The following is a 22,912-nucleotide window of genomic DNA, read 5'->3' as shown; positions in this document are numbered from 1 at the left end:
GCGGGGTCACGGCTGGAGCCGGCTGACCCCCCAGCCGTCGGCGGTGCGGTCGTAGCGCAGCCGCTCGTGCAGCCGGTCGGTGCCGTCGGCCCAGAACTCCAGGACGTCGGGCACCAGTTCGAAGCCGGTGTAGGACGCGGGACGGGGCAGCGGCCGCTGCGGGCGGCCGAGCTCCAGGGCCTCGGCCCGGATCTCCTCGAAGTGGTCGAGGTCCTCCACCGGCCGGCTCTGCCGGGAGACCGTGGTCATCGCATGGGTGAACACCGCCCGGGCGGCCCACAGCTCCTCGGCGGTGGCGTCCGGCAGTTGCCGCACCGGCCCGGCCAGGACGATCTGCTGGCTGGTCTCCCGCCAGTACAGGACCCCGGAGGCCCAGGGGTTCTCCGCCAGCTCCCGGCCCTTCTGGCTGCCGGCGTGGGTGGCGAAGACGATCCCCCGCTCGGTGATCCGGTTGATCACCAGGATCCGGGACGAACTGCGGCCCCGGGCGTCCGCGGTGGCCAGCGCGAGGGCGCGCGGCTCGCGCACCCCGTGCCCCGCCGCAGCGGCGAGCCAGGAGTTCAGCAGGCCCATCGGCTCGGCCGGCGGGGTGCGGAACTCCGGGAAGTCGACCACGACCGTCCCGGTCAGCGACTCGGAACGCTTCGACGGCCCGGACCCGTGCTCAGACATGCAGGACTCCTTCGATGGTGATGACGCCGTGGCCCGAGACCTCGACGCTGTCGACGCGCTCGCCCTCGCCGTGCACCAGGGCGCCCATCGGCGAGGGACGGCCGATCTCGACGCCCTGGGTGATCTCGATGCGCTGCCCGTAGGCACCGAGACCGTGCCGGGCCAGGTGGATGGCGATCGGCCCGGCGGCGGAGCCGGTCGCGGCGTCCTCCACGACCCCGTAGGCGGGCGAGAACATCCGGTTGCGCCAGACCGTCCCGGAGCCGGCGATGCAGTTGGTCGCCATGTCCGGGAAGCGGGCCAGCGCGCGGTGGTCCGGGTCCACCTCGGAGAGCGCCTCGACGCTCTCGAAGCCGACCAGGACGTGCCGCGGGCCGTTGCGGTAGATCTCCACCGGGAGCGTCGACCCGCTCACCCCCAGCGCCCGCAGCAGTTCCTCGGCCCGGTCGAACGGCTCCCAGACCGGCACCGGCTGGCGCATGCTGGTCGCGACGGTCCGGCCGCCCTCCCGCTCCAGCTCGAACGGGATGATGCCCATCGCGGTCTCGATCCGCAGTCCGGCGGCCTCGGTGCGGTCGCCCAGGGCGATCGCCGTGCCGAGCAACGGGTGTCCGGCGAAGGGGAGTTCGTTCACCGGGGTGAAGATCCGCACATGGTGGTCCCCGCCCTGCTCGGGAGCGAGGACGAAGGTGGTCTCCGAGAGGTTCATCTCCCGGGCGATGCGCTGCATCTGGTCGGCGGAGAGGTCGTCGGCCCCGAAGAAGACCGCCACCGGGTTTCCGGTGAGCGGCCGGCGCGCGAAGGCGTCGACGACGACGTACTGGTGCATGGGTCCTCCCACTCGTCGTTGGGGATGCGGGTGCGGGCCACGCCACGCCACGCCACGCCGGCCGGGCACGGCGGGCGGCGGGCGGCGCTGGATCGGGCAGGGCCGGGCAGGGCGGAGCCGGGCCGGCGCGGATCGGGGGGAGATGCGCCGGCCCGGCGGTCCACCGGCGGGTCAGGCCGGGTCGGGGACCCGCGCCGGGCCGAGCAGTCCGGACAGGGCGGTGGCCACGATCCGCGGCCCCTCCCGGGTGAGGACGGACTCGGGGTGGAACTGGAGCGAGGCGAAGCCGGGCCCGCGCAGCGCGTGCACCTCGCCGGTGGCCGGGTCACGGCTGACCCGGACCGGGCCGACGCCGTCCGCGGCGAACTCCTCCGCCGCGGCCACCAGCGTGAAGGTGTTGTAGAACCCGACCCGCTCGACGGCGCCGAAGAGGTCGACCTCCTTCTGCACCCCCTGGTTGGGCACCGTACGGCGGCGGATCGGCAGCCCGAGCCGCAGGCCGAGCACCTGATGGCTGAGGCAGACCGCGAGGAACGGCCGGCGCTCCGCCAGCAGGGTGTCGATCGCACCGCGCAGGTGCCGCATCTTGGGGTGCGCGGCCTCCTGGGGATCGCCCGGCCCCGGGCCCATCACGACCAGGTCGTGGCCCTCGAAGGCGTACTCCTCGTCGAACCGGCGGACCGTGACGCGCAGGCCCAGCGAACGCAGCTCCTGGTCGATCATCGAGGTGAAGGTGTCCTCCGCGTCGACCACCAGCACGCTGCGCCCGGCGAGGCCGGGCCGGGCCGAGGCCCGGGCCTCGGTGTCGGCGAGCCAGAAGCCGGCGATCGAGTCGTTGCGGGACTCCAGGGCGCGGAGCACGCTCGGGTGGTCGGCGAAACGTTTCTGTCCGCCGCCGTCGAGCGCGGCGACCAGTCCGGCCGCCTTGGCCCTGGTCTCCGCCGCCTCCGAGGCCGGATCGGAGTGCCGCACGATGGTGGCGCCCACCCCGATGCCGATCCGCCCGCCCGGGGTGATGTCCGCGGTCCGGATGAGGATCGCGGAGTCCATCACCCGCTTCCCCGCCGCGTCCCGCCCGATCAGCGCGGCGACGCCGCTGTAGTAGCCGCGGCCGCCCGGCTCGTAGCGGTGGATGATCCGGCAGGCGCTCTCCACCGGACTGCCCGTCACGGTGGGGGCGAACATCGTCTCGCGCAGGATGTCCCGCACGTCGCGGTCGGTACGGCCCTCGATCAGGTACTCGGTGTGCGCGACCCGGGCCATCTCCTTGAGGTAGGGGCCGACCGCGCGGCCGCCGCCCGGGCAGATCCGGGCCATCATCTTGAGCTCCTCGTCGAGCACCATGTAGAGCTCGTCGGTCTCCTTGCGGTCGCCGAGGAACTCCAGCACGCCCGACAGGGTCGGCCCGGACGGCGGGTAGCGGTAGGTGCCGCTGATCGGGTTCATCACCGCGGTGCCCTCCCGGAGGCTGACGTGCCGCTCCGGCGAGGCGCCGACCAGGGTGCGGGTGCCGGTGTGGACCAGGAAGGTCCAGTAGGCGCCGGACTCCCGCTCCAGCAGGCGGCGGAACAGCGCGGGCGCGCTGAGCGGCCCGTAGTCGGTGATGTCGGCGACGAAGGTGCGGCGGATGACGAAGTTCGCGCCCTCGCCGGTGCCGATCATCTCCTGGACGATGCGGCTCACCACCTCGCCGTACGCCGCGTCGTCGACGTCGAACGCGCCGCCGGCGAGCGTGGTCGGCACGTCCGGCAGGCGCACCAGCGCCTCGGCCAGCGGCACCCGCTGCTGGCCGGTGACGGTCATCGCCACCAGCGGCGCCCCGTCGTCGGCCGCCTCGAAGCCGCGCTCGGCGAGCTGCCGGTAGGGGATCACCACGAGCACCTCGTGCCGCTCCCCGGTGCCGGGCACCGGGGCGGCGGGCAGCCGGATGTCGGCCAGCGCGGCGGGCAGCGCGACCGAGCCGGTCAGCACCTCCACCACCGGGCCGCCGGACCCGCCCCCGGCGGCCGCGGCCGGCCGGTGCAGCAGGGCGAAGGCCTCCGGGCGGCCCTCCAGCACCGCGCGGAGCAGGTCCGGGCCGCCGGCCGGGCCGGGCGGGCCGGCCGTCATGAGAACAGCCCCTCGACCGTGGTGACGCGGGCGCAGCGCTCGGCGGCGTAGGTGAGCGCCGAGCGGTGGTACTCCGCGGAGAAGTCGGCGGTGGCGTCGGCGACGAAGAACACCTGGATGTCGTTGCCGAAGGCCTCGACGGCGGTGGCCAGCACGCCCACGTGGGCGTAGACGCCGCAGAGCACGAGCTGGTCGCGGCCGGCGTCGCGCATCCGCTCCAGCAGGTCGGTGCGGAAGAAGGCGCTGTAGCGCCACTTGGTGAGCAGCCAGTCCTGCTCGGCGGGCGCGAGGGCGTCCACCACCTGGCGGTCCTCCGGGGCGGGGCGCATGCCGGGGCCCCAGAAGTCCTTGAGGAGGCCGCGCTGTTCGTCGGTCATGCCGCCCGGCTGGGCGGTGTAGGCCACCGGGACGCCCAGGGCGGCGCAGCGCTCGCGCAGCCGGGCCGCGTTGCGCACCAGGGCGGTGCGGGTGCTGTCGGGGACGGGGGCGAGGAAGTAGCGCTGCATGTCGTGGACGAGGAGGACCGCGCGGTCCGGCTCGGCGGTCCAGGACACGACGGCCGGCGGCAGGTCGGCCTCGGCCGGTAACGGGTACGACGGAATGAGGGGTATGCCGGTCATGGCTCCGGTTCTCTACCTGATGCGAGGGTCTGTGAGGGGCGCGCGCGCAGCGGGGCGGTGGGGCCGCTGCGATGACGTGGTGCGGTGAACACGGTGCGGTGAACGCGGTGCGGGCGACGTGGCGCGGGCGGCGTCGCGCGGACGAATGGTGCGGCGGACCGGGTCAGGCGGTCCAGGAGGACACCACGGAGACGGCCTGGGCCGGGTTGAGCCGGGGGTCGCAGCAGGTGGTGTAGCGCTCGCCGACGGAGTCGAGGTCGGCCTCGGTGGACGCGCACTCGGTCACGTCGTCCGGGGTGGTCTCCAGGTGCAGCCCGCCGGCGACGCCGCCCGAGGCCCGCACGGCCTCGACGAACCGGGCGACCTCCAGCGTGACGGTCCCCACCAGACGGGTCTTCAGGCCCCCGGGCGCGGTGACGGTGTTGCCGTGCACCGGGTCGCTGAGCCACACCACCGGGTGGCCGGCGCCGCGGACGGCGTCGACGAGCTTCGGCAGCCGGTCCGCGACGGTCTCGGCGCCCATCCGGGCGATCAGGGTGAGGCGGCCGGGGTCGCGCCACGGGTCGAGCTTCTCGCAGAGGGCGAGCAGCTCGCCGGGCTCCATGGCCGGACCGACCTTGCAGGCCACCGGGTTGGCCACCTGGGACAGCAGGGCGACGTGGGCGCCCTCGACCTGGCGGGTGCGCTCGCCGATCCACGGCCAGTGGGTCGAGCCGAGGAACAGCCGGCCCTTGTCGTCGATGCGCAGCATCGGCATCTCGTAGTCGAGCAGCAGGGCCTCGTGGCTCGTCCACACCGGCGGCTCGACCACGTCGCGGCCGGCGGCGCGGTCGCGCCAGCCCAGGTGCTCGACGATGTCACCGGCCGCCATGTAGCCGGTGAGGATGCGCAGCGGGTCGGGCCGGCGGTACTCCGGGTCCGGCTCCGGTCCGTTCACCATGTGCCCGCGGAAGACCGGGAGTTCGACCCCGTCGACGACTTCGGTGGGCTTGGAGCGGGGCTTGGCGAACTGCCCCGCGATGCGGCCGGCACGGATGACCGGCTTTCCGGTCCGCAATCCGAGCGTCCCGGCGAGCAGGTCGAGCAGGGCGGACTTCCGCGCCACATGTTGACGTGTACATTCCTGCGGATCCTCCGCGCAGTCCCCCGCCTGCAGCACCAGCGCTTCGCCGGTCGCCACTTTTCCCAGCAGGGTGCGCAAGGTGGCCAGCTCGTCCGGCTGGGCCAGGGCGGGACGCGAGGCAAGCGCCTCGCCCACCCGGCTGACCTGGAGGAGGTCGCTCCATTCGGGTTGATGCAACGCCCCGCGGATACGAATCTCCCGTATGACGTCTTCCACGACGTACTCCGATCCGGCGGTGGATTTCTTGAATTGTCAGGTGGGTATTCCGGTGCGCTTGATCTCCGGCACCGGAATGCCGAGCGCACGCAGCTGCTGGAACGGGTTCATGAACTCGCGCTGCAGTTTGATCCGCCCGTTCTCCAACTCGAACGAGTGGAGGAAGTGGTTCTCGTAGTAACCGTCCGGATAGTCGCCGAACAGGATCTTCCCGCGGCCGTCGCACTCGACCCAGAAGCGGTTCGGGTCCTGGGTCTCGAAGATCTCGATGTTGTACCACTCCCAGTCCGGGAAGCACTTCAGCGACCAGACGGCGTGCTCGCCCAGCCGGTCCCGGCCGTGCGTGGCGACCGGGGAGCCGGTGTCGGTGGTCCACAGACCGCCCACGCCGTCCTCGGTGAAGAGCTCGTGCCGGCGCAGCCGGTCCTGGCCGAGGGTGTGCATGTACTGCTCGACGGTGGCGCGGTTGAGGCGGCGCAGCTCGGCCTCGTCGGCGAATCCCTGCACTCCGGCGGATTCAGGCACAGTCGTATCCCCTGTTTGTTATTCGAACGAGTGAATGAGCAAGCAAGCGATCTTGTTTGAATCCTGCCTCACCGGCAGATGCTTTCGCAACAGTGACCTATGAACTAACTGTGAAGGTTCGATCGACACAACGCCGTCCGGGCGTGGCCGAAAACCGATCGGAAATTAAAGACGTTTGTTCTTCGGCCGCACCTCTGAAAAGCGTGGGGCCAATGTTCTCGGAATCCCCTGTTCCGTTGCCGGGCGCCCGCCCCGCGGTACGGCGGGGCGGGCGCCGGCCCACCGGAGAACGGTTTCCGCCGGTCAGCCCACGGGCATCGCGGAGCCGCCGCGCAGGCTCGCGAGGTGGCCGCGGAGCGTGAAGCCCGGGGCGGCGGCGTCGACCGGATTCAGCACCACGCCTCGGTCAAGGAGCTGTCGGGCCGCCAGATGGTCGGTCGGCCGGTTCACCGACTCCACCGCCCGCAGCTCACCGGCCCGGAACAGCAGCACCGAGAACGCGTCCGGGTCGTCGCCGAGCACCACCTCGGTGTCATGGCCCTCGTCCAGGCCGGCGATCTGCACGGTGGTGGCGAACTGGTCGCTCCAGAACCACGGCAGCTCGCGGTAGGCACGGCCCGCGCCGGTCAGCCGGGCGGCCACCGCCTCGGCGTGGCCGACGGCGTTCTGCACCGACTCCAGCCGCAGCCGGTTGCCCGAGCGCACCTGCGGGAACGCCGCGCAGTCGCCGATGGCCGAGATGTGCGGGTCGCTGGTCAGCAGGTGGGAGTCGACGACGATGCCGCCGCCCACCCGAAGGCCGGCCGCCGCCGCGAGGCCGGTGCGCGGGATCACCCCGATCCCGGCCAGCACCAGATCGGCCGGCAGCCGGCCGCCGTCGGCCAGTTCCACCTCGGCGACCCGGCCCAGCTCGTCGCCGTGCAGGGCGGCCACCCCCTGGCCGAACATCAGCCGGACGCCCTCCCGGCGGTGCAGCCGGGTGAAGTGCTCGGCGGTGCGGGCGGAGACCACCCGGGCGAGCGGGCGGTCGAGGGCCTCGACCACCGTCACCTCGCAGCCCGCCCTCCGGGCCGCGGCGGCGAATTCCAGGCCGATGAACCCGGCGCCCACCACCACCGCGCGCCGGGCCGCGCCGAGCGAGGACCGCAGGGCGGCGGCGTCCTGGACGGTGCGCAGCGTGTGCACGCCGCGCAGGCCGGCGCCCGGCACGCCGAGCGTGCGCGGGATGGCCCCGGTGGCCAGGACGAGGTGGTCGTAGTCGAACGCCGAGCCGTCGGCGAGCCGGACCGTCCGGGCGGCCGGGTCGACCGCCGTCACCGAGCCGGCGACCAGTTCGATCGACCGGCGGGCGTAGTAGCCGACCGGCCGCAGCCAGAGCTGGGCCTCGCCCGCCTCGCCGTGGAGGTAGGCCTTCGACAACGGCGGTCTCTCGTAGGGCAGTTCGTCCTCGGCGTCGATGAGCACCAGCCGCCCTCGGTAGCCGTGCTCACGCAGCGAGGCGGCCGTCTGGTAACCGCCCTGGCCGGCGCCGACGACGACCACCGACCCGGGGTGGGCCGACGGCGCCCGCTGCGACGACGCCCGGTCCGGCGCGGGGCCGGTGGCGTACGCCATCACTTCTGCCGCTCGGGGAGGTGCACGATCAGGCCGTCCAGCGCCTCGCTCGACTTGAGCTGGCAGCTGAGCCGGCTGTTGGGGCGGCGCGGGCAGGCGGTGAAGTCCAGCATGGCGTCCTCGTCGGACCGGATCGGCTCCGGCTTGTCGAGCGTCGACTCGTCGACGTAGACGTGGCAGGTGGCGCACTGGAGGTTGCCGCCGCACTGGGCGACGATGCCGTCGACGTCGTTGAAGACGGCGCCGCGCATGACGCTGGTGCCGACCGGGACGTCGATGGTGCGCTCCGTCGTGTCGACGGCGACGTAGGTGATCTTGGGCATGACGGAACTCCTCGGTGGCGCCCGGGCGCGCGCGAGGGCGCACCGGAACACGGGCACCGGTCACGTGACGAAGGGGAGGCAGGACGGCGCCGCCGGCGGTCGGCCCGGGGAGCGATTCCCCGGCCAACCCGCCATCTCATACCGGCCGTTCGGACACGCGAAGCCCTCGGCCAGGAACACGGCAGCGCGTTCGAGCGTAGCAAAGGACCCTGGGGCGCGCCAGGATCGATCACCGGGGCGGCGGAGCGGTCAGCCCCGCTCGCGGAGCATCCGCAGGTCGGGGCGGCGGTGCGTCATCAGCGGCCTGCTGATGGTGAACTCCCGGAAACGGCGGGCCGCTTCGGAATGATAGGCCGCCCGGTTCCAGACCAGGGTGAGCACCCGGTAGCAGTTCGGGGCCTCCATGTGCACCCAGGCCACCGGGACGTGGGTGTCGGTGCCGGCCAGCCGGGACATCGCCGGGATGAGGCCGATGCCGAGGCCGGTGCTGATCATGTCCTGGCTGGCCCCCGGCTCGTCGCCCTCGCAGGACAGCCGCGGGGTGAGCCCCTCGGTCGCGAACAGCCGCTCCAGCAGGGCGCGTTGCCAGTGACCCCGGCGGGTGGTGACGAACGGCTCGTCGGCGATCTCGGCGATCGTCACGCTCTCCCGGCCGTCCAGCCAGTGTCCGCGCGGGACGGCCAGCAGCACCTCCTCGCGGAGCAGCTCGACCGACTCCAGGTCCGGCCCGGCCAGCGGCTGCGAGGCCACGCAGAAGTCGACCTCACCGGCCCGCAGTTGGCGGTCCATCTCCTCCACGTTGGACTGGAAGAGCCGCACCTCGGCGCCCGGGAAGGCGGCCCGGAAGCCGCCCATCAGATGGGTGACGGTCAGCAGCGTCTCGGAGGCGACACCGACCCGGCCGAGCCCGCTGTCCCGGGCCTCCCGCAGCGCCCGGCGCCCGTCGTCGAGTTCGCTGAGCGCGCGGTCGACGTGGCGCAGGAACACCGCGCCGTACTGGTTGAGCCGGATCCGCCGGCCCAGCCGGTCGAAGAGCGGGGTGCCCAGCTCGGCCTCCAGCCGGGCGATGGTGCGGCTGAGCGAGGGCTGGGCGACGTTGAGCTCCTCGGCGGCCCGGCTGATGTGCTCGAAACGGGCGACGGCCTGGAAGTGGCGCAGTTGCAGCAAATCCACGGTTCACCTCTGCTGATGCCTGACGGGTTATCCACACATAGCAAAACCGGTCTTGGAATGCATAAGCAATCCTCGCCTAACGTCATTGGCGGGGTTCGTCGCAGCAGGTGGCGGGCAGCAGTGCCCGCCACCTGCACACGCGAGGCGAGGAACCCGACCTCTTCCCTCCCCCTCCCCCTCCCCGCTTCCCCCCGTCCCCTCATCCGTCCGCCGACCCGGAGGCACACCGCCCCCCAAGGAAGGTCGCATCATGAGCGCTGCGGACCTGGCCCGACTCCAGTTCGCGGCCACCACCAGCGTGCACTGGCTCTTCGTCATCCTCACCATGGGGCTGGTCCCCATGGTGGCGTTCATGCACACCCGGGCCGCGTACACCCGGGACCCCGCCACCCGCGCCGTGCGCGAACGCATGACCCGCTTCTGGGGCCAGCTGTACGTCATCAACTACGCGGTCGGCATCGTGACCGGCCTCGTCATGGAGTTCCAGTTCGGACTCAGCTGGAGCGGACTGAGCAAGTTCGCCGGCAACGTCTTCGGCGCCCCGCTGGCCCTGGAGACCCTGATCGCCTTCTTCGCCGAGTCCACCTTCCTCGGCATGTGGATCTTCGGCTGGGGCCGGATGCGCCGCGGCGTGCACGTCGCGCTGATCTGGCTGGTCGCGCTCACCGCGTACGCCTCGGCGTTCTGGATCCTGGTCGCCAACGGCTTCCTCCAGCACCCGGTCGGCTACGAGGTGCGCGACGGCGTGGCCTACCTGACCGACTTCGGCGCGCTGGTCACCAACGCCAACGCCCTGGTCGCGCTCGGCCACATCGCGCTCGCCGCGCTCACCACCGGCGGCGTCTTCGTCGCCGGCATCAGCGCGTGGCACTTCGCCAAGGGCACCCGGGAGACCGCGCTGTTCCGCAGCTCGCTGCGGCTGGGCGTCTGGGTGAGCATGCTCTCCTCCTTCTTCGTCATCATCGTCGGCAACCTCCAGATCCCGGTGATCGAGCGGACCCAGCCGATGAAGGCCGCCCTCCTCGACGGCAGCGGTGTCGCCGAGGAGCAGGCCCGGCTGGTCGCCCAGCACGGCCCCGGGGACTACGTGCCCTGGCAGGGCTGGGTGAAGAACTCGATGGACCTGATGTCGATCCTCGGCAACACCGTCTCGACCATCACGTTCATCGCCGTCTTCCTGCTGCTGAAGGACCTGCTGGTGCGCAAGCGCTGGCTCGCCTACCTGATGACCGCGATCATCCCGCTGCCCTTCATCGCCTCCGTCGGCGGCTGGGTGGTGCGCGAGATCGGCCGCCAACCGTGGCTCGTCTACGGCGAGTTGAGCGTCGACGACGCGCTCTCGAACGTCAGCAGGGGATCCCTGGCCGTGTCCTGCACGCTGTTCATCGCCATCTTCGTCGCCCTCGCGGCGGTCAACTGGACGCTGATCACCCGCTTCGCCCGGCGCGGCCCGGACGGCGCGCAGCTCGGCGCCGGCGATCCGCTCGCCGACGACCTGCCCGGTGCGGGCGGCGCCGACGAGAAGCAGCCGGTCCCGGCCTTCTGAGCCCGGCGACGGATCCCGCACCGAGATGAACTCACCTGATGTGACGGAAGGTTGGGCTACATGAGCCTGGAGACCCTCTGGCTGGCCCTCCTCGGCCTGCTGCTCGCCGGCTACTTCGTGCTCGGCGGCTACGACTACGGCGTCCAGATGCTGTCCCCGTTCCTCGGCGCTCCGGACGCCGCCCCCGCCCCGGCCGAGGAGGGCGGCGCCGGGGAACGCAACGCCGCGCTCGACGCGATCGCCCCGTTCTTCCTCGGCAACGAGGTGTGGCTGGTCGCCTTCGCCGGCGCGATGTTCGGCGCCTTCCCGCACCTGGAGGGCAGCCTGCTGTCCGGCCTGTACCCGCTGATCGTGGCGATCCTGGTCGGCCTGGTGCTCGGCAACGCCGCGGTCCAGCTGCGCGGCCGCTCCCGCGGTCCCCGGGCACTGCGCCGGTGGAACGCCCTGGTGGTGCTCGGCGGCGCGCTGCCCGCCGTGTGCTGGGGCATCGTGGTCGGCCTGCTGCTGCACGGCGTGCCCCGCCGGGCGGACGGCTCCTTCCACATCGGCGCCGGCGAGGTGTTCGCGCCGTTCCCGCTGACCTGCGGGGTGGCCACCGCGCTGCTCTTCGCCGGGCACGGCGCGGCCTTCATCGCCCTCCGCTCCGAGCCCGAACTCGCCGCCACCGCGCGGCGGGTGGGCGCCACCCTGATCGCCGCGGCCGGCGCTGCGAGCGCGCTGGCGCTGGTGCTCTCGCTGTTCGGGGTGGGCGCCTCGATGACGAAGACGGCCACCTCGGCGGTCCTGTTCCTGCTCGTCGCCGCCGCCCTCGCGGCCGGCTGGTGGTGCCTCACCCGCGGCCGCGACGTCCTGGCGTTCACCGCCACCTGCGCCGCGACCGCGCTGCCGGTGCTGCTGATCGGGGCCGGCCAGTACCCGTACCTGCTGACCGCGGCCTCCGGCGCGGGGATCACCGTCGACGACGCCGTCGCCGACGAGGCCACGCTGAAGCTGCTGATCGGCTTCGGCGTGGTGATCTTCCCGCTGATCCTCGCCTACCAGGCCTGGAGCTGGTGGGCGTTCCGCGGCCGGACCGGGCTGCGCCACCCCAGCTACTTCTGACCCACCGCCCTCGGCCGGCAGCCCACCGCTGCCGGCCGGCGGCTTCCAGCCGGCTCGCGGCCCGGCGGCCACCCGACCGGCCCGCACGGGCCGCGCAAGCCGTCCGCACCGCACGCCGGGAACCGACCCGGGAGGGAGCACGGGATGAAGCCGGCCGAACGCCGCCTGCGGCGCGACCTCCCGGTGGTGCGACGGCACCTGACCACCTCGACCGCACTGGCGCTGGCGGGCGCCGGACTGGTCATCGGCCAGGCCGTCCTGCTGGCCGGCCTCCTCGCGGACGGCTTCGCCGGGCAGCGCCCGCGCGCCACCGCCCTCGCCGCCCTCACCGCCGTCCTCGTCCTGCGCGCCCTGCTCGCCTGGGCCCGCGGCGCCCTCGCCCAGCGCGCCGCCGCCGAGGCCAAGCGCGCCCTGCGCGAGCGCCTCGCCGCCCGCCTGCGGCACACCGGCCCCCACCGCCTGGCCGCCCGCCGGCACGGCGAGACGGCCACCCTGCTCACCCGCGGCCTGGACACCCTGGACCCGTACCTCACCGGCTACCTGCCCACCATGGCCGCCACCGCCGTCGTCCCGCTCGCGGTCGTCGGGTGGCTGTGGTGGACCGACTGGACCTCCGCGCTGATCGTCGTGATCACGCTGCCGCTGATCCCGGTGTTCGGTGCGCTCGTCGGGATGCACACCGCCCGCCGCACCGCCCGGCAGTGGCGGCTGCTCGCCCGGCTCGGCGGCCACTTCCTCGACGTCGTCGCCGGACTGCCGACGCTGCGCGCGTTCGGCCGCGAGCACCACCAGACCGGTGTGGTGCGGGAGATGGCCGACGCCCACCGGCGGGCCACCATGCGGACCCTGCGGGTGGCGTTCCTCTCCTCCCTGGTGCTGGAGACCGTCGCCACCCTGTCGGTCGCGCTGGTCGCCGTCCCGGTCGGCCTGCGGCTGCTGGCCGGCGAGCTGGACCTGCGCACCGCCCTGGTCGTCCTCTTCCTCGCCCCCGAGGCCTACCTGCCGCTGCGCGCGGCGGGCGCGGCGTTCCACGACAGCGCCGAGGGCATCGCGGTGGCCGAGCGGGTCTTCGCCGTCCTCGACGAGGAGGAGCCCGCGGCGACGCACCGCGCGCCGTCCTCCGTCCCCGTGCCCGCGCCCGTCCCCGTGCCCGTCCCCGACGCCCGGACGGCGCGGCTGCGCCTCGACGGGGTCACCGTCCACCACCCCGACCGCACCGCGCCCGCCCTCGACGCCGTCTCGCTCACCGTCCACCCCGGCGAGCACCTCGCCCTGGTGGGCCCGAGCGGCGCCGGAAAGTCCACCCTGCTCGCGCTGTTCCTCGGCTTCACCGCCCCCGGCTCCGGCCGGGTCCTGATCGACGGCACCGACCTCGCCGCGCTCGACCCCGAGGCCTGGCTCGCCCAGGTCGCCTGGGTGCCGCAGCGCCCGCACCTGTTCGCCGCGAGCGTCGCCGACAACATCCGCCTCGGCCGCCCCGACGCGACCGACGCCGAGGTCCGCGCGGCCGCCCGGGCCGCCTGCGCCGACGGCTTCGCCGAGGCGCTGCCGCAGGGCTACCGCACCCTGCTCGGCGAACACGGCGCCGGACTCTCCGCCGGACAGCGCCAACGCATCGCGCTGGCCCGCGCGTTCCTCAAGGACGCGCCGATCCTGCTGCTGGACGAGCCGACCGCCCACCTCGACGCGCAGAGCGAGGCCGCCGTGGCCAGGGCCACCGCCGACCTCGTCCGCGGGCGCACCGCGATCGTCGTCGCCCACCGCGCGAGCCTGCTGCCGCACGCCGACCGGATCGTCACCGTCCGGACCGGCCTCCTCGACCCCGACCCGGCCGGGCCCGACCCGGCCGAACCCGCCCCGGCCACCGAGAGAGAGGGCCGAGTGCTCTCATGACCGCCGCCGCCTCCCGCCCCACCGTCCGGCTGCTGCGCCACCTGCTGCCGCACTGGCGCCGGCTGCTGCCCGCCGTGCTCGCCGCCGCCGGCAGCGAGCTCAGCGGCGCCGCCCTGATGGCCACCGCCGCCTGGCTGATCACCCGCGCCGCCGAGCAGCCGCCGATCTCGGCCGTCGCCGTCGCCATCGTCGCCGTGCGCGCCCTCGCCCTCGGCCGCGGCACCCTGCGCTACGCCGACCGCCTGCTCGGCCACGACGGCGTGCTGCGCGCCGTCGCCGGCTTCCGCGCCCGGGTGTACGAGGCGCTCGTCCCGCTCGCCCCGGCCGGGACCCCGGCGTTCCGCGGCGGCGACCTGCTGACCCGCCTGGTCGACGACGTCGACGCCGCCCAGGACCTGCTGCTGCGCGTCCTCGTCCCGGTCACCGCGGCCGGCCTGGTCGCGGCGGCCGCCACCGGCACCGCCCTGGTGCTGCTGCCCTCCGCCGGACTGCTGCTCGGGGTGCTGCTCGCGGTGGCCGGCCTGCTGGTGCCCGCCCTGGTGCTCGCGCTGTCCCGCCGGACCGGCCGGGCGGAACAGGCCGCGCGCGCCGAACTCGCCGCGCTCACCGTCGACCTGACCGAGGGTGCGGCCGACCTCGCCGCGTACGGCGCCCGCGGCCGCGCCCACCGGCGGGCCGGGGCCGCCACCGCCCGGATCGCCGCCCTGGAGCGCCGCGGCGCGCTGACCACCTCGCTCGCCTCCGCCGTGATCCTGCTGTTCCAGGCCGCCGCCACGGTCGGCGCCACCTGGCTCGGCCTGCGCGCCCACGCCGACGGCCGGCTGCCCGCCGTCCAGCTCACCGTCCTCGCGGTGCTCGCCCTGGTGTCCTTCGACGCCCTGGCCGCCCTGCCCGCCGCCGCCCGCCGGCTCGCCACCGTCTGGGCCTCGGCCCGCCGGCTCGCCGACCTCATGGACACCCCGCCGCCGGTCACCGACCCGGCCGACCCGGAACCGCTTCCCGCCGCCGGCCCGCTCGGCGTCGAGATCACCGGCCTGCGGGTCCGCCACCGCGCCGACGGCCCCGCCGCCCTCGACGGCGTCAGCCTGCGCCTGCCGCCCGGCCGCCGGGTCGCCCTGCTCGGCGCCAGCGGCTCCGGCAAGTCCACGCTGATCGCGGCGCTGATGCGGTTCGTCCCCTACGAGGGCGGCAGCATCCGGGTCGGCGGCCGCGAACTGCGCGACTGCGCGGGCGCCGACGTCCGCCGGGTGATCACCGGCATGACCCAGGACGCCCACGTCTTCCACACCACGATCCGGGCCAACCTGCGCCTGGCCCGCCCCGACGCCGCCGACGAGGACCTGCGCGAGGCCGCCCGCCGGGCCCGGCTGCTCGACTGGATCGAGTCCCTCCCCCACGGCTGGGAGACCGTGCTGGGCGGGGACGGCGCCACCATGTCCGGCGGCCAGCGCCAACGCCTGCTGCTGGCCCGCGCCCTGCTCGCCGACCCGCCCGTCCTCGTCCTCGACGAACCCACCGAGGGCCTCGACCCGGACACCGCCGCCGCCGTCCTCGCCGACATCCTCGACGCCACCCGCGGCCGGACCACCCTCCTGGTCACCCACGACCACGCCGCCCTCACCGCCGTCGACGACGTCCTCACCCTCGACCACGGCCGCCTCGCCGCAGCCGTCCGAGCCACCCCGCCCGCCGGAGGGGGGCGGGCGGGGGCCGCACTCACCGACGCGCCCGCCAGAGCCCGTACAGGCCGACACCGGCTCCGGTGATCACCGAGAATCCGCCGCTGCCCGCCGTCAGGTAGACGCCGGTGGCGATGACCAGGAGGCTGACCAGACCGATCAGGTCCAGCATCCGCTGGCGACCGGCGGCAAAGTCCTCGGCGGGCTCGGGAGACCGGGATCCGCCGGCGGGGGGAGAGGGGAGTTCTTCGTCCGTCATGCGTCCAGAGGAACAGGGAGCCCGGCGACGGCCCAGCCGGCCGTACGCCCCCGCCGGTTCCCGGACGCCGGGGCCGTCCGATCGGACACGCAGCCCCCGTTCCTGAACGCCGCCGGCGTTCAGGAACGTTCAAGGGCGTCCTTGGACGTTCCAACTCCGGCTGCCCTATCGTGGACTGATGCCACCACAGCTGGATCCGGCGACGGACGGACCGGCCGGGATCGACCCGGCGGACCTCGCGACCGTCGAGGCCTATGACGCACGGCTGGCCGTGTTCGTCGACGAGTTGAACCGCCTGCACATCGAGTACGGCGCCCGCTCCTACAGCGAGATCTGCGGTGCCGCCGAGATCTGCAAGCTGACCAAGGCGGGCATCGCCGACCTCCTGAACGGCAAGCGGCTCCCCGGGATGGACTTCCTCCTGGAGTTCGTCCGCGTGGTCGGCAACCCCTTCCCCGTGGACGAGAAGAAGCCCCGGGGCTACAAGGCGAACCCGGCGCTGATCGAGCACTGGCGCCGCCGATGGGTGGACCTCAAGGCCCTGAACCGACAGATCCAGTCCCCGCTGAGCCGCATCCGCAACGCCACCAAGCAGCTGATCGAGGACGCGGCCCGGGCGGCGGACGCCACCACCGGCACGGCCGAGGAACACGCGCGAGGCGTTCGCGCGGCGGCCGAGGCCGAGGCCGTGCTGCTCCTGGCGGACGCCCGGCAGCGGGCCGCCCGGCTGCTGAACGCGGCCGACGAACGGGCGGCCGTCATCCGCACGGAGGCCGAGAGCGAAGCCCGGCGGATCAGGGAGGAGGCCTCCGACGTCCTCACGGCGGCCACCCGCGTGGCGGTCGAACGGGTCGACGGGGCCGATCTCGTCCTGCAGGGGGCCAGGACCGAGGCCGCGACGGTACGCCGCACCGCGCAGGCGGAGGCCGAACGGCTGGTGGACGAGGTCCGTCGATCCGGCCGGCTCCGGACCTCGGCGGCCCTGCGCGCCCTGCGCGAGCACGCCGAGCACGTCACCGAGCGGGAACTTCCGGCACTTGGACGGAAGTTCGCCGGTGACCCGTCCTGGCTGACGGACACCGCACTCACGATCCCGTCCGCCGGCATCCACAGCCGGGACGACGTGGGACGCCTGGCCAGGTGCTTCGACACCCTGTACCGCGACCTCGTGTCCATCGCCGCCGAACAGGCCCTCCTGCGCGGCAGCGCCAGCGCGATGTCCGCCAACCTCGCGCGCCGCAGCCAGGTCCTCGTCCACCGCCAGCTGACGCTCCTCGACGAGTTGGAGCTCCGCGAGACCGACCAGGAACTGCTGACCGGCCTCTACAGGCTGGACCACTTCGCGACCCGGGTGCGCCGCCACAGCGAGAACCTGCTCGTCCTCGCCGGTGAGGCCCCCGGCCGCCGCTGGATCCGCCCCGTCCCGCTGGTCGACGTGATCCGCGCCGCCGCCTCCGAGGTGGAGCAGTACGAGCGCATCGAACACACCGAGGTGCCGCCCGCCGAGGTCGCCGAACCCGTCGTCACCGACCTCGTCCACCTGCTCGCCGAACTGCTGGAGAACGCCACCTCCTTCTCCAGCCCGCAGACCCGCGTCCGGGTCACCGGCCACGCGCTGCCGGACGGCCGGGTGCTCGTCGAGATCCACGACACCGGCCTCGGCCTGGACCTCGACGAGCTCGCCGAGATCAACGACCGCCTCGCCGGCCCGCCGACGGTGGACGTCCCCGCCTCCCACCGCATCGGCCTCTTCGTGGTCGGCCGCCTGTCACTGCGCCACGGCATCCGCGTCCAGCTGCGTCCCCGCGCCTCCGGCGGCACCACCGCGCTGGTCATGCTCCCGATCCGGGCGATGGCGCTCCGGCCGACCGGGACCCCCGTCGCCGCCCCCGACGCCGCGCCCGGACCCGCCTGAGGCCGTCGCCCTTCCGGGGCGCGCCGCAGACCGGGGCTGGGGATGTCTCGTTCCAGGTGGGCCGCCAGGGGCTCGAACCCTGAACCTACGGATTAAAAGTCCGCAGCTCTGCCAATTGAGCTAGCGGCCCGTGGCCCGGGCCGGGGTGGCGGCGGCGGGCCGCCGTGATCCTACCCGGTGGGGTCGGGCTCACGCGCCGGCGTCCGGTGGGCGGTGCGCCCAGTGGGCGGCGCGCACGCGGCGGAGCCAGGCGTCGGCGGGGCGCTCGTCGGGGCGGTCGGGGAGGACGCCGGGGCGGTCGAGGCGCTCGGCGGCGGCGGCGAGCAGGCGTTCGGCGCGGTCCGGGGCGTCGGCGATGCGCTCGCCGAGTTCGCGGACGCGCTCCGGGTCGGGCAGCCGGACCAGGTTGTGGCCGGCCTCGTGCAGGTGAACGGCCTGGTCGAGGAGGCGGACCAGGTGACGGGCGTGCTTGGCGGCCCGGGCGCGGGTGGCCGGGTCGGCGGTGTCGCGGGTCCGCAGCTTGCGGAACTGCTGGGTGGCGTAGCCGAGGTAGGCGTCGCGGACGGCCCGGGCGCCGAGGAAGGAGCGGCGGATCGCGATCAGCTCCTCGCCGAGCGGGGTGCGGACCTCGTAGAGGTCGTCGGGCAGCCAGACCAGCTCGGAGGCGGTGGGGTTGCAGGCGAGCGCCAGCCGGCACCACTTGGCGGCCTCGTGCAGGGTGCGGTCCGGGGCGGTGGTGACGTGCGACTCGGCGGGGCGGTGCAGGCCGTGCAGGCCCTCGGTCGGGGCGGCGAACAGGCCGAGCCGGTCGAGGTCGGAGCCGGCGTGGGCCAGCCCGTACGCGGTCGAGCCGACGATGCCGGAGAGCAGGACGGTGCCGGGCGCGGTGGACACGGGCCGGGCTCCTCTCGTCGGCCGGTGCCGAGGAGTCTGCCCGGCGGGACCGCGCCGGGCGAACCCTTTTTCCGGCGAACCGTTTTCGCGGCGGACCGGGGCGGGGACGGCGCGCCCGTCGGGGCGGGCGAGTAGGGTGCGGAGCATGTCGACCGCGAACGGTTCCGAGCTGCCCGACGTCGTTCTGATCACCGGTGCCGGGCGCGGCATCGGCGCCGCCACCGCGCTGCTCGCCGGGCGGCGCGGGTACCGGGTGTGCGTCAACTACCGGGCGGACGAGGCCGCCGCCGCCTCGGTGGTGGACGCGATCCGGGCCGACGGCGGCACCGCGCTCGCCGTCCGCGCGGACGTCACCCGCAGCGCCGAGGTGGCCCGGCTGTTCGACACCGTCGATGCCGAACTCGGGCCGCTCACCGCCCTGGTGAACAACGCCGGCACCCTGGAGCAGCAGGGTCGGCTGGAGGACATCGACGAGGAGCGGCTGAACCGGATCTGGGCCGCCAACATCACCGGCCCGTTCCTGTGCGCCGCGCAGGCCGTCCGCCGGATGTCCACCCGGCACGGCGGGCGCGGCGGCGCCGTCGTCAACGTCTCCTCGGCGGCCTCCCGGCTCGGCTCGCCCAACGAGTACGTGGACTACGCGGCGGCGAAGGGGGCCGTCGACTCGATGACCCGCGGGCTGGCCCTGGAGGTCGCCGCCGAGGGCATCCGGGTCAACGCCGTGCGCCCCGGCCTGATCCACACCGGCATCCACGCCCTGGGCGGCGAGCCCGGCCGGGTCGACCGGGTCGCGCCGAACCTGCCGATGCGCCGCGGCGGACAGCCCGAGGAGGTCGCGGAGGCGATCCTCTTCCTGCTGTCGCCGGCCTCCTCGTACACCACGGGCGCGTTCCTGGACGTCTCCGGCGGCCGGTGAGCGCGGCGGGGGTGGAAGCCGGCCTTCCGGCCAAGATCGGAAAGGCGGACCGTCTCCTTCCCCTGGCCCGGTGCGCGACCGTACGGTGGTGGCCATGACCGACGACGTGCAGTCCGCCTTCATCGACATCCCCGGCGTACGCAACTTCCGTGACGCCGGGGGCGTCGGTGCGCTCCGCAGGGGCGTGCTGTTCCGCTCCGGCTCCTTCCACGCCCTCACCCCCGAGGGCGCGCTGCGGCTCAAGGCCCTCGGCCTGCGCACCGTGATCGACCTGCGCAGCCGGGACGAGCGGACGTCCTTTCCGGACCGGCTGGACGGCCTCGACCAGGAGTCCCTCCACCTCCCCACCCTGCCCGCGGACCGGGAGGACACCGAGCGCCCCTGGCCGGAGGACCAGGTCGAGCTCTACCCGTTCATGGCCGCCACCGCCGGCCCGTCGCTGGTCGCCGCGATCCGCCGCCTCGGCGCGCCCGGCGCCCTGTCGGCCGTCGTCCACTGCGCCGTCGGCAAGGACCGCACCGGCCTCACCATCGCCGTCGTCCAGTCCCTGCTGGGCGCCTCCGAGGCCGACATCACCGCCGACTACCTGCGCTCCAACATCGGCCTGGGCCTGCTGGACGGCCCCACCCCGTACCTCGACGAGACCGGCGCCGAGCGGCTCTCCCGGCCGATCTCGGCGGAGCTGCTCGCCTCCTCCTTCGCCTGGATCCACGACCGGCACGGCTCCCTCCCCGCCTACCTGCACGCCCACGGCGCCACCGACGCCGACCTCGACGCCCTGCGGGCCAACCTGTCGGCGTAGGCCGCGGAGCGCACGGGGGGAGAGCGGGGAGAGCGGGAGATGAAACGGGCGGAACTGCTCGACACCCTGAGGCGGCTCCGGCAGGCGCACCCCGGCGGGGTGCGGGCCCCGCACAAGCCGCTGCTGCTGCTCTGGCTGCTGGGCCGGCACGCCCGCCTCGGGACCAGCGCGGTCGCGTACCCGCAGGCCGAGGAGCCGGTCAGCCGGATGATCAACGACTTCGGGCCGGCCGTCGGCCGGGCAACGGCCGTCCAGCGGGCGGCGATGCCGTTCGTCCACCTGGAGCGGAGCCTCTGGTCGCTGTGCGACGCCACCGGGCGCGAGCTCGGCCCGCAGGACGTCGGGGACAGCGGCGCGGCACTGCGCCGGGTGGGCGCGGTGGGACGGCTGCGGCCCGAGGTCGAACGGCTGCTCACCGAGGACCCCTCGGCCGGGCCGGTCGCCGTCCGGCTGCTGCTCGACCTGCACTTCACGCCCACCCTGGAGGCGGCGATCTGCGAGCAGGCCGGCGTCGGGCTGCCGGACCTGGCCGTCGCGGAGCCGGACCTCGACGGCCCGGCTATCGGCGGCCCGGACCTCGGCGGCCCGGTCTTCCGGCTGGTCCAACGGCGGGTGCGGGCCGCCGGGTTCGCCGCCGACGTGCTGCGGGCGTTCGACCACGCCTGCGCGTTCTGCGGCTACGACGGCAAGCTCGGCCGCCACCCGGTCGGCGTCGAGGCCGCGCACATCCGGTGGCACAGCCAGGGCGGCCCCGACGTCCTCGCCAACGCCTTCGCGCTCTGCTCGCTGCACCACGCGCTGTTCGACTTCGGCGTGCTCGGGGTGACGGAGGACCGCACCGTGCGGATCTCCCCGCACTTTCGGACCGACTCCCCCGCCGGCGAGGCCGTCCGGGCACTGCACGACCGCCCGGTGCCGCTCCCGCACGGCCGGCCGGTCGCCCCGCGCGGGCACGACTACCTGCGCTGGCACGACCGGTCGGTGTTCAAGCACGAGGGGCACCCGCTGGGCTGAGCGGCGGCGCCGGACTACCGCCGTTCCAGGTGCCACCACTGGGTCGGGGAGTCGGTGTCCTCCCACTGGTGGACGGGGGCGGCCGGATCGTCGCCGGCCGGGGCGGTGAGGGGCTTGCCGCTGATGAAGCTGGTGAGGGTGTAGGTGCCGGGGGCGTCGACGTGGTGCTCGACCAGCCACTCCTGCGCGCCGAAGGCGTTGGCGGACCACTGCTGGACCGGCACGCCGTTGTCGGTCGCGGCGCCGGTGACGTCCAGGCGCTTGCCGCCGGCGACGTTCTCGACGTGGAACAGCGCGCCGCCCGGGTGGACGGCGGTCAGCCGCCAGAGCTGGGCGTCCGAGCCGTCCTCGGCGGCGAGCAGCACCTTCACACCGCTGCGGCGGCTGCCGCCGGGCACCTCCAGCAGCAGGGCGGTGGCGGCGCTGCGGATCCGGTAGAGGCCGTCGGTGATCTCGTGGTCGGTCACGGGGCGAGTCTCCCACCCGGTACCGACAGCGGGCCGCGGGCACCTATGCTGCGGCGAATGGTGTCCGATGATCGTTCCGCGCAGGACGGCCGCCCCGCGGGGCCGTCGGTCCGTCAGCAGTCCGCCCTCGCCGGGGCGGTGGGCGCCCTGGAGGACGCCGTGGCCGCCCTGGCGGACGGCGGGCCGGACGACGGCGAGCGCTTCGACGCCGCGCTGCGCCGGCTGGGCGGGCTGCTCGGGCCCGCCGGGGAGGCGGAGTCGGCGGCGGTCGGTCCCCGGCTGTCCGCGCTGCTCACCGACACCCCGCCGTTCCCCCGCGCGCACCTGGCGATGATGGTCGGCGCCTGCGTCGAGCGCGGCGCCGACCCGGTGGCCTGCGCCGACCCCGTGCTCGCCGGGCTGCGCGAGGCCCTGACCGGTGCGCTGCTGCTGCTCGACCGGTGGGCGGAGAGCGACGAGGACGCCCTGCCGGACCCCGACCGCGACGACCCCGGCCGGGCCCACGCCAGGATCGCCGGGGACGGGCGGGCGGACGCCCGGCACGCCCACCGGGCGGTGGCCGGCTGGTGGACGCTCGACCTGTGGCGGCGGGCCGCGTTCGCGCTCTGCACGCACGCCGCCGTGCGCCGCACGGCCCGCGCCGACGGCGTGACCGACGTCCTCACCGAGCTGATCGACCGCTACCGCGAGCGCTCGGAGCAGCACGACCTCAAGGGCCTGCGCCACCTCGCCGCGGCCCTCGACGACGAACCGCTGCTCGTCCTGCACCGCCCGAGCGGCACCGGCTACCTGCTCCGGATGGACGGCCTGACCGACAACTTCCAGTTGCACACGCTGCTCGCCGAGGCGCTGATCGGCGGCGGCCACCTGCCCGGCGTCCGGCCCGACCCGGAGGTGGTCGCGCTCAGCCGCACCGAGTGGCTCGACGGCCGCCGGTTCATCGCGACGGGCGCGTTCAACCTGGTCGCGCCGGACGGCGGTTGGATCTGGAACGAGGGCATGCCGCAGGACATCCCGGTGGTGGACGGCGTACGGACCCTCGTCCTCGACCCGCAGCCGTACGAGCGGAGCTGGGCGGCCGGGCGGTTCGTCGAGCAGGTGCCCGGCGACCTGCGGCTGGAGCGGGTCCTGGCGCCGGAGGAGGCCGTGGCCCGGCTGGCGGCCGCCGCGCCCGCGCTGCCCTTCGAGCAGGCCGTGCGGTAGCCGGGGAGGACGGCGGTTC

The 22,912-nt window shown here is 74.5% G+C and carries 21 protein-coding genes and 1 tRNA gene; 9 read left to right on the top strand and 13 right to left on the bottom strand.

The window, feature by feature from the left end; genetic code table 11:
- Positions 1-6: 6 nt before the first annotated feature.
- The 9 genes from phzG to ACFCLZ_RS20420 all read right to left on the bottom strand — a co-directional run bounded on the left by phzG (position 7) and on the right by ACFCLZ_RS20420 (position 9,204).
- Complete coding sequence (phzG, locus tag ACFCLZ_RS20460) at positions 7-672, bottom strand: phenazine biosynthesis FMN-dependent oxidase PhzG (RefSeq protein WP_380278008.1); 666 nt, start codon at positions 670-672, stop codon at positions 7-9.
- A complete protein-coding gene (locus ACFCLZ_RS20455; RefSeq protein WP_380278007.1) occupies positions 665-1,501 on the bottom strand; it encodes a PhzF family phenazine biosynthesis protein in 837 nt (278 codons plus the stop codon). Before ACFCLZ_RS20455 ends, phzG begins: the two co-directional genes overlap by 8 nt.
- Positions 1,502-1,672: 171 nt before the next feature.
- Positions 1,673-3,610 (bottom strand): anthranilate synthase family protein, encoded by a 1,938-nt coding sequence (locus ACFCLZ_RS20450; RefSeq protein WP_380278005.1) that lies wholly within the window; start codon positions 3,608-3,610, stop codon positions 1,673-1,675.
- The gene (locus ACFCLZ_RS20445; protein WP_380278003.1) at positions 3,607-4,230 is read right to left on the bottom strand and encodes an isochorismatase family protein; all 624 of its coding nucleotides are present in this window, start codon (positions 4,228-4,230) and stop codon (positions 3,607-3,609) included. The genes ACFCLZ_RS20450 and ACFCLZ_RS20445 overlap by 4 nt, the downstream gene beginning before the upstream one ends.
- Positions 4,231-4,393: 163 nt before the next feature.
- Positions 4,394-5,569 carry a 3-deoxy-7-phosphoheptulonate synthase gene (locus tag ACFCLZ_RS20440; RefSeq protein WP_380278001.1) on the bottom strand — a complete coding sequence of 392 codons (1,176 nt, stop codon included), beginning with the start codon at positions 5,567-5,569 and terminating at the stop codon, positions 4,394-4,396.
- Positions 5,570-5,605: 36 nt separating this feature from the next.
- Entirely contained in the window at positions 5,606-6,094 is a 489-nt protein-coding gene (locus ACFCLZ_RS20435; RefSeq protein WP_380277999.1) for a PhzA/PhzB family protein, read from the bottom strand.
- A gap of 303 nt (positions 6,095-6,397) precedes the next feature.
- Positions 6,398-7,708, bottom strand: a complete 1,311-nt coding sequence (locus ACFCLZ_RS20430; RefSeq protein ID WP_380277997.1) for an NAD(P)/FAD-dependent oxidoreductase — start codon at positions 7,706-7,708, stop codon at positions 6,398-6,400.
- Positions 7,708-8,031 carry a 2Fe-2S iron-sulfur cluster-binding protein gene (locus tag ACFCLZ_RS20425; RefSeq protein ID WP_380277995.1) on the bottom strand — a complete coding sequence of 108 codons (324 nt, stop codon included), beginning with the start codon at positions 8,029-8,031 and terminating at the stop codon, positions 7,708-7,710. The genes ACFCLZ_RS20430 and ACFCLZ_RS20425 overlap by 1 nt, the downstream gene beginning before the upstream one ends.
- A 249-nt stretch (positions 8,032-8,280) precedes the next feature.
- Positions 8,281-9,204, bottom strand: a complete 924-nt coding sequence (locus ACFCLZ_RS20420; RefSeq protein ID WP_380277993.1) for a LysR family transcriptional regulator — start codon at positions 9,202-9,204, stop codon at positions 8,281-8,283.
- Between the two features lie 250 nt (positions 9,205-9,454).
- On the opposite strand from ACFCLZ_RS20420, the gene ACFCLZ_RS20415 reads away from it, so the two are divergent.
- From ACFCLZ_RS20415 to cydC, 4 genes are all read left to right on the top strand, one after another.
- A complete protein-coding gene (locus ACFCLZ_RS20415) occupies positions 9,455-10,750 on the top strand; it encodes a cytochrome ubiquinol oxidase subunit I (RefSeq protein WP_380277991.1) in 1,296 nt (431 codons plus the stop codon).
- A 60-nt stretch (positions 10,751-10,810) separates the two neighbouring features.
- A complete protein-coding gene (cydB, locus tag ACFCLZ_RS20410; protein ID WP_380277989.1) occupies positions 10,811-11,851 on the top strand; it encodes a cytochrome d ubiquinol oxidase subunit II in 1,041 nt (346 codons plus the stop codon).
- A gap of 144 nt (positions 11,852-11,995) precedes the next feature.
- Complete coding sequence (cydD, locus tag ACFCLZ_RS20405) at positions 11,996-13,744, top strand: thiol reductant ABC exporter subunit CydD (protein WP_380277987.1); 1,749 nt, start codon at positions 11,996-11,998, stop codon at positions 13,742-13,744.
- Positions 13,741-15,510, top strand: coding sequence for a thiol reductant ABC exporter subunit CydC (cydC, locus tag ACFCLZ_RS20400; RefSeq protein WP_380277985.1), 1,770 nt, complete (start codon positions 13,741-13,743; stop codon positions 15,508-15,510). The genes cydD and cydC overlap by 4 nt, the downstream gene beginning before the upstream one ends.
- On the opposite strand, the gene ACFCLZ_RS20395 is transcribed toward cydC, so the two are convergent.
- On the bottom strand, positions 15,461-15,682 hold the full coding sequence (locus tag ACFCLZ_RS20395; RefSeq protein ID WP_380277983.1) for a hypothetical protein: 222 nt from the start codon (positions 15,680-15,682) through the stop codon (positions 15,461-15,463). The genes cydC and ACFCLZ_RS20395 overlap by 50 nt on opposite strands.
- A 178-nt stretch (positions 15,683-15,860) precedes the next feature.
- Here ACFCLZ_RS20395 and ACFCLZ_RS20390 point away from each other — a divergent pair, with 178 nt between their 5' ends.
- Positions 15,861-17,597, top strand: coding sequence for an ATP-binding protein (locus ACFCLZ_RS20390; RefSeq protein WP_380277981.1), 1,737 nt, complete (start codon positions 15,861-15,863; stop codon positions 17,595-17,597).
- 57 nt (positions 17,598-17,654) lie between these two features.
- Here ACFCLZ_RS20390 and ACFCLZ_RS20385 read toward each other — a convergent pair.
- Positions 17,655-17,727, bottom strand: a tRNA-Lys gene (locus ACFCLZ_RS20385).
- Positions 17,728-17,786: 59 nt separating this feature from the next.
- Positions 17,787-18,491 (bottom strand): DNA polymerase beta superfamily protein, encoded by a 705-nt coding sequence (locus ACFCLZ_RS20380; RefSeq protein WP_380277979.1) that lies wholly within the window; start codon positions 18,489-18,491, stop codon positions 17,787-17,789.
- A 169-nt stretch (positions 18,492-18,660) separates the two neighbouring features.
- Between ACFCLZ_RS20380 and ACFCLZ_RS20375 the strand changes: the two genes are divergently transcribed.
- The 3 genes from ACFCLZ_RS20375 (at position 18,661) to ACFCLZ_RS20365 (ending at position 21,223) form a co-directional block, all read left to right on the top strand.
- A complete protein-coding gene (locus ACFCLZ_RS20375; RefSeq protein ID WP_380286224.1) occupies positions 18,661-19,407 on the top strand; it encodes an SDR family oxidoreductase in 747 nt (248 codons plus the stop codon).
- 94 nt (positions 19,408-19,501) lie between these two features.
- Entirely contained in the window at positions 19,502-20,209 is a 708-nt protein-coding gene (locus tag ACFCLZ_RS20370; RefSeq protein ID WP_380277977.1) for a tyrosine-protein phosphatase, read from the top strand.
- A gap of 39 nt (positions 20,210-20,248) precedes the next feature.
- A complete protein-coding gene (locus ACFCLZ_RS20365; RefSeq protein ID WP_380277975.1) occupies positions 20,249-21,223 on the top strand; it encodes a phosphorothioated DNA-binding restriction endonuclease in 975 nt (324 codons plus the stop codon).
- 14 nt (positions 21,224-21,237) lie between these two features.
- Here ACFCLZ_RS20365 and ACFCLZ_RS20360 read toward each other — a convergent pair whose 3' ends face one another.
- Positions 21,238-21,690 carry an RICIN domain-containing protein gene (locus ACFCLZ_RS20360; RefSeq protein ID WP_380277973.1) on the bottom strand — a complete coding sequence of 151 codons (453 nt, stop codon included), beginning with the start codon at positions 21,688-21,690 and terminating at the stop codon, positions 21,238-21,240.
- Positions 21,691-21,747: 57 nt separating this feature from the next.
- On the opposite strand from ACFCLZ_RS20360, the gene ACFCLZ_RS20355 reads away from it, so the two are divergent.
- Entirely contained in the window at positions 21,748-22,893 is a 1,146-nt protein-coding gene (locus ACFCLZ_RS20355; RefSeq protein ID WP_380277971.1) for a hypothetical protein, read from the top strand.
- Positions 22,894-22,912: the final 19 nt, after the last annotated feature.

The sequence above is a fragment of the Kitasatospora purpeofusca genome, from assembly GCF_042691725.1.
Classification (GTDB): Bacteria; Actinomycetota; Actinomycetes; order Streptomycetales; family Streptomycetaceae; genus Kitasatospora; species Kitasatospora purpeofusca_B.
Note: the sequence above shows the minus strand (reverse complement) of the source record. Positions and strands in the feature narration are given on the sequence as shown.